Source organism: Virgibacillus dokdonensis (assembly GCF_900166595.1).
Classification (GTDB): Bacteria; Bacillota; Bacilli; order Bacillales; family Amphibacillaceae; genus Virgibacillus; species Virgibacillus dokdonensis.
On record NZ_LT745763.1, the window covers coordinates 2,750,153 to 2,763,647 of the forward strand.

13 protein-coding genes are annotated in these 13,495 nt (G+C 35.9%); all 13 read right to left on the reverse strand.

What is annotated here, in order from left to right:
* Nucleotides 1–5: 5 nt before the first annotated feature.
* The 13 genes from brxF to rpoN all read right to left on the reverse strand — a co-directional run bounded on the left by brxF (nt 6) and on the right by rpoN (nt 13,380).
* Nucleotides 6–440, reverse strand: a complete 435-nt coding sequence (brxF, locus tag B2C77_RS14520) for a BREX-3 system P-loop-containing protein BrxF (protein ID WP_077705204.1) — start codon at nt 438–440, stop codon at nt 6–8.
* 528 nt (nt 441–968) lie between these two features.
* Nucleotides 969–1,334, reverse strand: a complete 366-nt coding sequence (locus B2C77_RS14530; protein WP_077705209.1) for a hypothetical protein — start codon at nt 1,332–1,334, stop codon at nt 969–971.
* 710 nt (nt 1,335–2,044) lie between these two features.
* Complete coding sequence (locus tag B2C77_RS14535; RefSeq protein WP_077705212.1) at nt 2,045–2,494, reverse strand: MFS transporter; 450 nt, start codon at nt 2,492–2,494, stop codon at nt 2,045–2,047.
* Nucleotides 2,495–2,758: 264 nt separating this feature from the next.
* On the reverse strand, nt 2,759–2,845 hold the full coding sequence (locus B2C77_RS22135; RefSeq protein WP_254844045.1) for a hypothetical protein: 87 nt from the start codon (nt 2,843–2,845) through the stop codon (nt 2,759–2,761).
* A 639-nt stretch (nt 2,846–3,484) separates the two neighbouring features.
* Nucleotides 3,485–4,771 (reverse strand): phosphopyruvate hydratase, encoded by a 1,287-nt coding sequence (gene eno, locus B2C77_RS14545; RefSeq protein ID WP_077705215.1) that lies wholly within the window; start codon nt 4,769–4,771, stop codon nt 3,485–3,487.
* A gap of 40 nt (nt 4,772–4,811) precedes the next feature.
* Nucleotides 4,812–6,347 (reverse strand): 2,3-bisphosphoglycerate-independent phosphoglycerate mutase, encoded by a 1,536-nt coding sequence (gpmI, locus tag B2C77_RS14550; RefSeq protein WP_077705218.1) that lies wholly within the window; start codon nt 6,345–6,347, stop codon nt 4,812–4,814.
* A complete protein-coding gene (gene tpiA, locus B2C77_RS14555; protein WP_077705221.1) occupies nt 6,344–7,102 on the reverse strand; it encodes a triose-phosphate isomerase in 759 nt (252 codons plus the stop codon). Before tpiA ends, gpmI begins: the two co-directional genes overlap by 4 nt.
* A gap of 19 nt (nt 7,103–7,121) precedes the next feature.
* Complete coding sequence (locus B2C77_RS14560) at nt 7,122–8,303, reverse strand: phosphoglycerate kinase (protein ID WP_073007493.1); 1,182 nt, start codon at nt 8,301–8,303, stop codon at nt 7,122–7,124.
* Nucleotides 8,304–8,603: 300 nt separating this feature from the next.
* Nucleotides 8,604–9,611, reverse strand: a complete 1,008-nt coding sequence (gap, locus tag B2C77_RS14565) for a type I glyceraldehyde-3-phosphate dehydrogenase (RefSeq protein WP_077705224.1) — start codon at nt 9,609–9,611, stop codon at nt 8,604–8,606.
* A gap of 36 nt (nt 9,612–9,647) precedes the next feature.
* Nucleotides 9,648–10,679: a sugar-binding transcriptional regulator gene (locus B2C77_RS14570; RefSeq protein ID WP_077705227.1), complete on the reverse strand. Its 1,032-nt coding sequence runs from the start codon at nt 10,677–10,679 to the stop codon at nt 9,648–9,650.
* 484 nt (nt 10,680–11,163) lie between these two features.
* Nucleotides 11,164–11,679, reverse strand: a complete 516-nt coding sequence (locus tag B2C77_RS14575) for an alpha/beta fold hydrolase (RefSeq protein WP_217697389.1) — start codon at nt 11,677–11,679, stop codon at nt 11,164–11,166.
* Between the two features lie 157 nt (nt 11,680–11,836).
* On the reverse strand, nt 11,837–12,100 hold the full coding sequence (locus tag B2C77_RS14580; protein WP_077705229.1) for a glutaredoxin family protein: 264 nt from the start codon (nt 12,098–12,100) through the stop codon (nt 11,837–11,839).
* Nucleotides 12,094–13,380 (reverse strand): RNA polymerase factor sigma-54, encoded by a 1,287-nt coding sequence (rpoN, locus tag B2C77_RS14585; protein WP_077705232.1) that lies wholly within the window; start codon nt 13,378–13,380, stop codon nt 12,094–12,096. The genes B2C77_RS14580 and rpoN overlap by 7 nt, the downstream gene beginning before the upstream one ends.
* Nucleotides 13,381–13,495 lie beyond the last annotated feature (115 nt).

Below are 13,495 nucleotides of genomic sequence, written 5' to 3' on the forward strand. Positions count from 1 at the left end.
ATATTTCAAATAACTTTCCCTTCAAATTCACGGCAAGTAAAATACTCTGGATGACCATATTCAGCATAAGAAAGTTGATCATCCCTATATATTCCTGGCCATTCAACAATTAATTTATAGGTTTTACTGATATTCTCCAATAAACGTATTGGATGAATTTGTAATACTGGATCAAAAAGAATATCAATATGTTGAAGGAGATATACCTTATTTCTATGTGAAATAGTATTCAAAAGTATCTCTTCAACATATAACGGATATTTATTTTCAGCTTTATTTATTAATCCCTGACTTAAGATAAGATTAACGTTTACTTTTTCGAAATGATCTATGATTGGTATTGTTGTATTAAATCGTCCATCCCTATTGCATAGAAATATCAATTTATGCCACACATGCTCCATTTCTTGAATCTCGTTTTTTATACTATTTATATTCACCGGAAACTCCTTTTCTGATACGTTCAGGAATGATAGTTTATCAAATTGATATGATCTTAAATTTATTTAGCCATATAATCATCTACTACAAATAATATTGTAATATATCTATACTTTTATAACAAACTAGGACAAAAATTATTAAAGTTCATCAAAAAAACAGTATTTTCTCCTGGTTTAATATTGAGTAGTAAACGACGATCTAAAAGTTGATTTCCACACTCACAGGATGTTTCTGAAACATAAGAGCAAAAAATTATTTGCAGTTGACTGAAATTTAAATTCGCCTTCTGAACATTTTGGGTCAGAAGAACAATACATCATACGTCCAATCGCTCGTATAAAAATAGGGTATAGTTTTTATTAGGTTTAGTTTGCTCTATTAGCCCACCTAGACTTCCCTCAGAGTCACCAGATGCTGAATAACCAAGTTGATTCCTATTCCTATTATATCTTAATATAATATCAGAGGTTACCTCTGAATGATTTGTATTAAGTTCCCATTCTTTTAATTTATGCTCATCAAATCTAAAAAAAGATAACCTCACCATCATTTCGTATCCCTGGCAGCCGCTTGTTGTTTTTATATTTCATAACTGGAATTAGATCCTTTGTTTTCGCTAACTCAGATCGATCTAAGTTTTCTATTCGTGTAAATTCTTGTAATACTTGAATTTCTGGTAATGACCCTATTTTATGAACAACTGAAAAATAGGGGATCATTTTCTGTTTTCGTATCGACAGGAAACTTATTTCTTCTGCAAATTCACCCGAGAGTGTTTTTTGGATTTTATCTGTTTCTGATTCTTTAAAATCTAATATGTTTAATAATGTTCCGAAAGAATTTGATCCCTTTTCATTTGCCTTTTTAAATTTTATTTTATTCTCAAGCACTTTAGAAACCAGTGGATTATTATTTTGTTACTTAACGAAATCTGCAAAAAACTTGTCACTGCTGGTGAGTAGATGTTAGACGCACCACGTAAATAAGTTTTCATCGATTCTTTGTATGCTTCTGTTTCACCAATCCATGGTCTATTACCTATACAAGATAATAGAATAGATTTCAATGCGCCTTTTTGCATGATTTTACCTAATGATTATTTCTCTCTACACTTGACGCATTGTATGGAAAGATCTGATATTGGTATTCTTAATAATTTCAACTTACCTTTAAGTTTAATGTAGTACTATAGTAACACAAGAGTTGTATTATTTTCCAAAGTTAGTATCAATTATTCATAATACTATAGTCAGTGAATTAATCAAACAAAAACTTTGAATAGATTTGAAAAATCTAAAATTAATATTGATTAAAATCGCTTTATAAAGTGTATCCTCAATCGATATGGGACTTTCATCCCCTATGGATTGCTAGTAGCCCAAGGGCATGAATTAAAAGCTTCTGAACGATTCCGGGGACTTAAATTTGTAGAACTCGTATATTCCAATTTTAAAGCAGGAGTCTTACAACAAGTTCTATCTGGGATAAAATTATGAGCTTCACAAGTTTATCTTTAAAGGATACTTATTAAGTTCTTTATAGTTTTGGTGCTAAGCGTCATCACATACAATTTACTACCTTTTCACACCAACTCATTCATTTACCGAGTTTCTATATTCGCTCCATCATTTACAGCTAAGATCCTAAACAATATGAAATAAATGACTGCACTAATTAAAGCGCAAACCATAATAAAGCCAAAAACAAGTATCGGTGGAAAAGATACTGAAAGAATAACGATAATTGGTGCGAGAAACCTACCCAGCGAATACTGAAGATCAGATGCTCCCATGTATTTTCCTCTGGCAGTTTTAAATGTATAATTACTTACAAACTTATGTACAGATGGGCCATGAATAATTTCACGGATAGTTAAAAATATTGCAATTCCAAATAAGAACCACGCACTTGTTGCAAGTACAACTAGTAACATGTGAAAACCAGATAAACAGGCTGCGAGTATTAGTGCATTTCGATCCCTCCAATTTTCTAATAGTTCAGTCACAGGAATAATTAGAAGTATAAAGAGAAGCCTATTCAATTCTACCATCTACCCAAATACTTCCTCATTATTTAGTGAAACATACCATTAACCCAGTGCTACAAACTAAGATCTTTTCGCAAACCATCTAGCACCTTTTCAATTTCTCTGGCTTTTTTATATCAATTACATAAGTTTTTCCTTTAAATACAATTTTATTGCGCTTTTACCAATAATTATGTAACCCGTTTCTCCTTTCGTATTTACTGAATTCCCCAACCACCAAAACGTTCTAATGGACTATACATAATGAAGTCATAATGCTTTATTTCTTCAAACCCAAAATTTTCTATAGCGAATGTGAAAAGGCATAAATCGAACGTATAGACCATCATCACGAACTTCTAATACTAATTTCAAAAAGCATAGAAAAACAATCGGAAATACAACACCAAAGATAAGCCAGAAAACAATTAACTGACATTTGACATCGGATTATTGCCAACAGGTACTCCAAGGGCAATTTGCAGAATAAAGATGCACCAAAATAAACCAGAAACTATAAAAATGAATATCGAAAGTGGAATTGACCATAGTTTTTGAACTTCTCTATACAGAACGCTATTTTGCTTCTTTATTTTCTACACCTCCCTTAAAGCTATCAAATAGCCTTATATCATGTTACCGATACTTTTTCTTTTATATATGAATTTTCAATATATTATACTGCTATTCTAACAGATCATGAATGACATTCTCTTTATAGATGTTTGGCTGGTTCAGCCATACCTGACCTTCATGTAGTAACACAGCGGAAAGAAGGAAAAACTTGACTTACCAACAAGTCTATATAACGAAAATCATTGTATCTTTTTATACTATAGCCATAGAATCTTAAGCATTTTCTGAAAGCTAATTTGGGATAGCATGAAAAGCTTCCCAATCCTTCACTACACAGTAATACATAACCTCATCGTTTATCTTAAAGTTGCGGGTGAAAAGCCAATTAAAAACCTCCCTATTCGCTATTACACGAACAGGGAGGTCGTTAACTATTTGTTATTTATTCAAGTTGTAAAATGCTGTTTTTCCAGCATATTCGCCCATGCCAGCTAATTCATCTTCAATACGTAGTAATTGATTGTATTTAGCTACACGATCGGTACGTGATGGAGCACCTGTTTTAATTTGGCCAGCGTTTGTTGCTACAGCAATGTCTGCAATGGTAGCATCTTCTGTTTCACCAGAACGGTGAGAGATAACAGCTGTGTAACCAGCGCGTTTTGCCATTTCGATAGCTTCAAATGTTTCCGTTAAAGTACCGATTTGGTTCACTTTAATAAGGATGGAGTTACCAATTCCTTGTTCAATACCTCTAGCTAATTTTTCTGTATTGGTTACGAACAAGTCATCCCCAACTAGTTGTACTTTTTTGCCTAGACGATCTGTTAGAAGTTTGAAACCATCCCAGTCGTTTTCATCTAAACCATCTTCAATAGAAACGATTGGATACTTACTAATCATATCTTCATACCAGTCAACCATTTCTGCAGAAGTACGTACAACACCTTCTCCTTTTAAGTTGTACTTGCCATCTTCGTAAATTTCAGAAGCGGCTACGTCCATTGCTAATTTCACTTCTTCACCAGGCTTATAGCCAGCTGCTTCAATAGCTTCTACAATCGTTTGTAATGCTTCTTCATTAGAGCCAAGGTTTGGTGCAAAACCACCTTCATCCCCTACAGCTGTGTTATAACCTTTCGATTTCAATACATTTTTCAAGGAATGGAAGATCTCTGCACCTGTACGAAGTGCTTCTTTAAATGATTCTGCCCCCACTGGCATAATCATAAATTCTTGAATATCAACGTTGTTGTCTGCATGCTCCCCACCATTTAAAATGTTCATCATTGGGGTTGGTAATGTTTTGGCATTGAATCCGCCAAGATAGTTGTAAAGTGGTACTTCTAAATAGCTTGCTGCAGCGTGTGCAACAGCCATGGAAACACCTAGAATAGCATTTGCACCTAATTTTCCTTTATTATCAGTGCCATCTAAGTCAATCATTAGTGCATCGATAATATTCTGACGTGTTACATCAATTCCTAATAGTTCAGGTGCAATTACTTCATTCACATTTTGCACTGCTTTTAAGACACCTTTACCTAGGTAGCGGCTTTTATCGCCATCGCGTAATTCTACTGCTTCATATTCTCCTGTAGAAGCTCCGCTAGGAACTAATGCAGAACCAAAAGCACCTGATTCTGTAAATACTTCTACTTCAACGGTTGGATTACCGCGAGAATCTAATACTTCACGTGCGTAAACATCTGTAATATATGGCATTCAAATCGTCTCCTTTTTTTCAAAACGTTTGTTAGTTTTATTATTTTATTAATGATTCGCCAGTCATTTCTTTTGGCTTTTCAATATTTAATAAATCAAGTAAGGTTGGTGCTAAGTCTGCTAAAATTCCGCCTTCACGTAAGCTGATACCCTCTTTTGTAACGATAACAGGAACCGGATTCGTTGTATGAGCTGTCATTGGCTTTCCTTCTGGCGTAATGACTTCATCCGAATTACCGTGGTCGGCTGTAATAATAGCGTGTCCGCCAAGTTCAATAATTTTATCAACAATTTTTCCGAGGCATTCGTCAACAGTTTCGATAGCTTTAACAGTTGGCTCTAATTTGCCAGAGTGTCCAACCATATCTGGATTGGCGAAATTTAAAATAATCGCATTACGATCACCCGTTTCGAGTTCTTCTAATAACGCGTCCGTTACTTCATAAGCACTCATTTCTGGTTTTAAATCGTATGTCGCTACTTTTGGTGAATCAATTAAGATTCTTTTTTCACCTGGAAATTCCGCTTCACGTCCCCCACTCATGAAATACGTAACATGTGGGTATTTCTCCGTTTCAGCGATTCGCAATTGCTTCATATCATGCTGTGCTAAAACTTCACCAACTGTATTATCTAAATTAACCGGCTCATAGGCAACATAGCCGTTTACTGTTTCGCTAAAGTTCGTTAACATAACAAAGTCTAAGTTTTTCGGCACTTTGTCTCCACGGTCAAAGTCATGAAAATCTTCATTGGCAAATGTACGTGAGATTTGAATAGCTCGATCTGGACGGAAGTTATAAAAAATAATGGAGTCCCCATCTTCCACAGTTCCAACTGGGTCACCAGCTTCATTCGTAATAACGGATGGAATGACGAACTCATCATAAATTTCACTAGCATAAGACTCTTCCACAACAGCGAGTGGATCCGTATATTTCGGACCTTCTCCGTACACCATGGCGTCATATGCTTTTTTCACACGATCCCAACGCTTGTCCCGATCCATGGAATAATAACGTCCAGAAATCGTCGCAATTTGCCCGACTCCGTATTCTGCTATCTTATCTTGTGTTTGCTTAATATATGTTTTAGCAGTCTGTGGACCAACATCTCGTCCGTCTAAAAATGCATGGATATAAACTTTCTCTAGTTCTTGTTCTTTTGCAAGCTTCAAAAGCGCAAACAGGTGATTAATATGGCTGTGTACACCACCATCAGAAAGCAAACCAAAAATGTGTAGCGCCTTCCCATTTTTTTTCGCATGTTGCATCGATTTTATGAACGCTTCTTTTTCAAAGAATTCGCCTTCTTTAATCGATAGATTAACACGGGTTAAACTTTGATACACAATTCTCCCTGCACCAATATTCAAGTGACCGACTTCAGAGTTACCCATTTGCCCTTCTGGTAAACCGACAGCCTCACCACTAGCTGTTAGCTGATTATGGGCGTATTGATTCCAATAGCGGTCAAAATTAGGCTTGTTCGCATGTTTGACAGCATTCCCTTTTTCTTCGTCACGAATAGCGAAACCATCTAAGATGATTAATGCCGCTAGTTTGTTTTGTTTCATTTGGCACCTGCCTCCACTAATTGCAAGAATGATGCTGGTTCAAGGCTTGCTCCGCCAACTAATGCGCCATCAATATCAGATTGAGCCAGTAATTCATCAACATTTGCAGGTTTTACACTGCCACCATATTGAATAATGACTTTGCTTGCCGTTTCTTTAGAAGTAAGTTTTGCAACCACTTCACGAATATGCGTACAAACTTCATTTGCTTGTTCACTCGTTGCTGTTTTTCCTGTACCAATTGCCCAAATCGGCTCATAGGCAATAATTGTGTTAGCAACTTGTTCTTCGCTAAGTGCTTCTAGAGCTTTTGTAACTTGCATTTCGACATGATCCATTGTTTCGTTAGCTTCACGCTGTTCTAGCGTTTCACCAACACAAACAATTGGTGTTAGTCCGTGTTTAAATGCAGCATGCACTTTCTTATTCACTGTTTCATCTGTCTCGTTATAATATTCTCTACGCTCTGAATGCCCTAAAACAACATAAGTTACACCTAAGTCCGCAAGCATTTCAGGACTTACTTCGCCTGTAAATGCACCACTTTCTTCATAATGCATCGTTTGAGCAGCAACTGCTAACGTTGTACCTTTTGCTTTTTCCACAAGCTGAGCTAAGTAAGGAAATGGGGAACAAACGATAGCCTCCACCTTGTCTGATTGAGGTAGTTTTACTTTCACCTCATCGACAAACTGATTCGCTTCACTTGCTAGCTTGTTCATTTTCCAGTTTCCAGCAATTACTTTTTTGCGCATCGTCTCACCTCATACCAATTTATTTGTCAGTTAAAGCAGCTACACCTGGAAGAACTTTACCTTCCATAAATTCCAAAGAAGCTCCTCCACCAGTAGATACATGATCCATTTTATCACTTAGACCAAATTTTTCTACTGCAGCAGCAGAATCGCCACCACCGATTACTGTATAGCCTTCTGTTTTTGCTAATGCATTAGCAACTGCCTTTGTACCATCCGCGAAAGCTTCCATTTCGAAAACTCCCATTGGACCATTCCAAATAATTAATTTAGATTTAGCAACAATTTCAGCATACTTTTCTGATGTTTTAGGACCAATATCCAATGCTTCCCAGTCCGCTGGAATTTGATCAATGTCCACTTCTTTTTTATTTGCATCTTCAGCAAATTTGTCAGCTACAACAGCGTCAACTGGAAGAACAAAATCTACGCCTTTGTCTTTAGCTTTTTGCATAAATTGCTTGGCTAGATCAATTTTGTCTTCTTCCAATAGGGAATTACCAATTTCATAACCTTGCGCTTTAATAAACGTATAAGCTAAGCCACCACCAATAATTAAATGGTCAACTTTTTCAAGTAAATGATCGATAACATCGATTTTATCTTTTACTTTCGCACCACCAATGATAGCTGTGAAAGGACGTTCTGGATTTTCTAATGCTTTACCTAAAACGGATAATTCTTTTTCCATTAAAAATCCTGCAGCAGCTGGAAGCTTTTCAGCTACTCCAGTTGTGGAAGCGTGGGCACGATGAGCTGCGCCAAATGCGTCATTGACATACACATCAGCTAGATCAGCAAAGGCCTGAGACAATGCTTCGTCATTCTTTTCTTCGCCCGCTTCGAAACGAACGTTTTCAACTAAAATAATGTCGCCTTCGCTTACCTTAGAAATAGCCTCTTGCACTTCTTCACCATATACGGCATCTGTTTTAACTACTTCTTTCCCAATTAAATCACTTAGTCGTTTTGCTACAGGGTCGAGACGTAGTTCTTCTACGACCTTCCCTTTAGGACGACCAAGATGGCTTGCTAAAATGATAATCGCACCTTGATTGGATAAATATTCTATGGTAGGGAGAGCTGCTTTAATTCTTGTATCATCTGTTACCTCTCCATCCTTCATCGGTACATTAAAATCCACACGGCAAAAAACTTTTTTCCCTTTAACATCAAGGTCTTTTACTGACATTTTATTCATGTTCTTCTGCCTCCTAAATGTAGGATATGTAATTATCCCTCTATCGAATTGTTAGGTACAAGAAATAGAACTATCCAAAAAATTAATTTCTACTTCATTCATTCTTCGTCTTAGCAGCAACCAATCGCATTGTTTTCATTTAAGCTATCGCTAAAATGTCAAGCGTAGTTCTAACTTTTTCAGTTTCTTCATAAACTATACAAAGATCCCTTTCTCCGAAGACTACTTAAACATATTATATCTTTTCTTACAAGGAAAAACGGAGGAGGAATAACCATGCTCCTCCCCCGCTATTTTTTCTTATAGTCCTTTGTTTTTCATTAATACTGCTAAATCAACACAGCGAGCAGAGTAGCCCATTTCGTTATCGTACCAAGAAACAACTTTCACTAAGTTATCTTCTAGAACAATAGTAGACAAACCATCTACAATGGAAGAATGCTGGTTACCTAAAATATCTGTAGATACAAGTGGTGCTTCACTGTATTCAAGAACACCTTTTAGTTCACCTTCTGCAGCTTCTTTTAGTGCTGCATTGATTTCTTCTGCTGTTACATTCTTATCTAATTCAGCTACAAGGTCAACTAGAGAACCGTCTGGTGTAGGTACACGTACAGCTCCACCATTTAGTTTACCATTTAATTCTGGAAGAACTTTCCCTACTGCTTTAGCAGCACCTGTTGTTGTTGGAATAATATTTTGTGCTGCTGCACGAGCACGACGATAATCTTTATGTGGCAAATCAAGGATTTGCTGATCATTTGTATAAGAGTGGATTGTAGTCATTAGTCCACGTTTAATACCAAAGTTGTCATGTAATACTTTAGCATACGGTGCTAAGCAGTTTGTCGTACAAGATGCATTAGATACAACATGATGGTTAGCTGGGTCATATTCTTTATCGTTAACACCCATTACTACTGTTAAATCTTCGTTTTTACCAGGTGCAGAAATAATAACTTTTTTTGCACCTGCATCAAGATGCTTTTGTGCATCTTCTCTATTTGTAAAACGTCCTGTAGATTCCATAACAATTTCCACACCAAGTTTATCCCAGCCTAATTGAGCAGGATCTCTTTCAGACATTACTTTAATTTCTTTTCCACCAACAACAATATTTGAACCATTGACAGAAACTTCTTCTTTCAACATGCCATGGACAGAGTCATACTTTAATAGATGAGCTAGCATTTCAGCGTCAGTTAAGTCGTTGATTGCCACTACTTCTACATCTTCATTTTGTAGAGCTAGACGAAATACAAGACGTCCTATTCTACCAAAACCGTTAATTCCTACTTTTACTGCCATGATAATTCCTCCTAAAAATGAATTAAATTATATATATTAAAGGGTGGATATTCCCTTTAAAATCTCTTCTGCTGCTGCTTCATCGGTGATGAGCAGGTTTGTTGTTGCTCGTTTGAAATAGGAAGCAATTGCTTGCGCCTTAGAGCGACCGCCAGCAACCGTAACAACAAAAGGAACTTGTCCTAAATCTTCTAGTTGTATTCCGACTGTACGCACCTTATGTACAACATTTCCCTTTTTGTCGAAATAATAACCAAATGCTTCACTAACTGCTTGATGTTTGCGTAGTTTCTCCACAATATCTGCAGTTGTTTTCCTTCTGTATGCCATCGTTAACGCATCACCAATACCATGCATTACAACAGTTGCAGTTTTTATTTGCTGCAATGTTTCTTTTACACTTGGCTCTTGGATAATCATTTGATAAGCTGATTCGCTTAACGGATCAGGGACATAAAGTAGTCGATAGTCACCATGAGCTTTACGAGCCATTTCAGCTGCGATCGTATTCGCTTGGTTTTCTACCTTTTCGCCAATCCCCCCTCGAGCTGGAAGAAAAAGAGCTTCATTGCTTTGTTCAAAAGGTGTCATTGCCGCTGCAATTGCAGCCATTGTCGTTCCACCAGTTACAGCAATGGTCGGATGTTCACCAATCATATTTTTCAAACTGGTTACACAAGCCTTTCCCATTTCTTGCTTGACCCACTCATGATCATCACTATTTCCAGGAACAACGATAACGTCAGTAATGGACAGTGCATCTTTTAGTTTGTTTTCTAGTGCGCGCAAGTCCATGATTTCATTCATAAATGCACCTAACTGTTCCAAGATTAATTTACCCGCTTTTGTGATAAACATACCTTTAGCAGTAATTTGAATTAAATCTTGTTCCTGTAAAAGTTCTATTTCTCCTCGTACAGTTCTTTCGGTAACATTTGTGTTATCAGCTAGTCCCCTGCGACCTATTGGCTCCAACAAATCTATGGTGCGTAACATTGCATAACGTCGTTGCATCACATCCAACAGATCAGGTAGCAGCCTTTTTTGTAGTTGAATCAAGTTTCTCATTACTAAGGACTCCTTCGCCTGGTCTTTTGGAGTCCCGGGCGGAATTATTACGTCCCGGAAGCTGCAAAAAAAATTTTCCCTTGCTTTATGTTTTCTTGCTTACATGTATATTATACCAAATTTATTTAATTACACAACCGATTTAATGTTAAAATTATGTGAAGCAAATTTCAATAGACAAAATATGAAGTATAACTTGACTTATCGCCAAGTCTTTATATCGATACTACAGTTTCTTAATTCAATAAACCTTAAAATTTTATACCGCCTATAGTACAACCAAAACAAGTGATTTGGTGAAATTTATTTAGAATCTTTCATTAGTAATGGTTCACAAAATGAATATGAAGTCAGTCAGTTATTTACAAACAAATGATTTCTCTCATAAAAAGATTTTAGAATTTTCGCTAATTCTTTTGAAGCTTGTTCATTTACTTCATGTCCAGCATTTGTTACCATTTGAAGTTCTGATTTTGGAATATGTTCAGCTAAACTTTTTTGATGCTTTTTTATTTATATGATCTTTCTCACCACAAACAACCATGGTATAGCACATAATATCACTTAATTTTTTACTGAAATTTAGCGTAGTCATTGTATTTGTTAATTGAATAAAGTCCTTCTTTTCAAACCCTATATTCTCAAAAGAAGATTTCGGAACAAATTTAAATACCATATTTTGCAATTTAAACAACATTTTAGGAATATTATATTGCTCACCTATTAATACTAATGAGGCTACCTTTTTGGGATAATCGATTGCATAATTTAAAGCTAATACTCCGCCTAATGAAAGCCCACAAAGGTTTAACGGTTCGTCCAAATCTTTACAGTACGTGGTGAAACTAGCATACAAATTTTGATACGTAACCTCTTTATGCTGAAGCATCGCAGAAAGGTTTGGACTATATATATTACGATATTCGCATAAATAAGCAATCGTTTCCTGCCAACTGGATGCACTTTGCCCAAGCCCATGAATAAAAACAACATGCCCCATATTCAATAACCTCTCCCTATTATTTAAAAAAACTGCAGGATAATAACTGATAAGCTCTTCGTATAGTATGTTTAAGTATTTTATGTTTATATCAAATACTTGGATGAATTATTGAAAAAAGCACATAAAGCACTAACAAAAAAATAATGCGCTTATCTCATCTTTTATTACCTACATATTGATCTAAAAAATTTCTTAGCGTCTCCCAATTTAGTTGGGATGCGTCCAATATTGCATTATTTACTTTTACACAAGGAATTAATAACTGATATTTCTCTAACCAAAGATCATTCGTATAAATATCACATTCTCGAACGTTAAAATCGTATTCATCTTGAAAAAATTCCAACATAAGTTTTGCTTCATCACATAAAAGACAAGCCTTTTTTGTATAAAAATGGATCATTACCAAAATTAACATTCCTTTCTTTTCGTCGATGATGGTATTTGTAGTTGCTCTCTATACTTCGTGACTGTACGTCTCGCAATTTGAATCGTATATTTTTCAGCTATCAATTTTCGTAACTTCTCATCAGACAGTGGCTTACACTTATCTTCCTGCGCTATAAGGTCAGCGATCATATTCTTAATTGCAAGTGCAGCAGCTTTGGTGCCGTTGCTTTGCTTTACACCAGATTGCAAAAAGAAATTCAATGGTAAAATGCCATTTGGTGTTTGCACATATTTATGAGCAATAGCCCTACTTATAGTGGAAACGTGTAATGCCAATTCGTCTGCAATATCTTTTAATGTTAGTGGTTGCATCATATGTGTGCCATGTTCAAAATACAGAGATTGCTTTTCAAGCATACATTGAATAACACGTTCTAATGTATCACCTCGATAAGTAATAGCTTTTTTCACCATTTCTATTTGTGTCTGTTTCTCTTTAATATATTTCTCCGCCTCTTTTCCAATCCCTCTCATATGAAAATACGACTCATTTAAAGTGATTTTTGGCGTGCTCCACGAATAAAAAGATAATTGCCATTTCTCTTTTTCTTTATAAATAGAAGCTTCTGGAATAATGTAATGATCTATTTTCGTATCAAGTAAGTGTCCTGGTTTGGGGTGACATGCTTTAATTTGTGCAAATAAACCCTTTACGTATGTTTCACTTTTACCGTATTCATTGGCTACAGCTTCCACATCTTCTTCCGCTACCCATTGTAAATGGTTTTCTAATAAATCATGTACAAGTGGTTTATCCACAGCAGAAATTTTTAATTGTAATATAATACATTCGCTTAAGGTTCTGGCACCGATTCCAGCTGGCTCTAGTGATTGGATAAGTTTTACTGCTTGCTCTACCTGCTCTAATGTCGAGTGACACTGCTTTGCCCAAAGTTGTAACTCAACATCCAAGTAACCGTTTTCATTTATGGAATCAATACCATATAACACAATAGGTCGCATTTTTTCAGGTATATGTAATGTATATAACTGTTTTTTCAAAAGGTCGTACATACTTAACTTACTTGCATTGATTTCTCCAGGTCCTATAACATCATCCGTAGATGAATGATATGGAAGAGCGGCGTCATCATAGTTTATTTCTTCAATGAGCGGGTTTTCTTTTTCCAATTCTTTTAAATACTCCACCAGTTCTGTATTGGAAAATTGTAATATTTGAATCGATTGCATTAAGGATTGGTTCATCTTCCACTGTAAGACTTGTTCATTAACAAGTTGTAACTTCATGATAATCCCCCTCCTCCTTTATTGTGCCACAAAAACAAAAATCCATCTAGAGAAGACCATATTATTCGGTTCAAGGCTTATAACTTATGTGGTAATTTTTCTTTTACTATCGTGA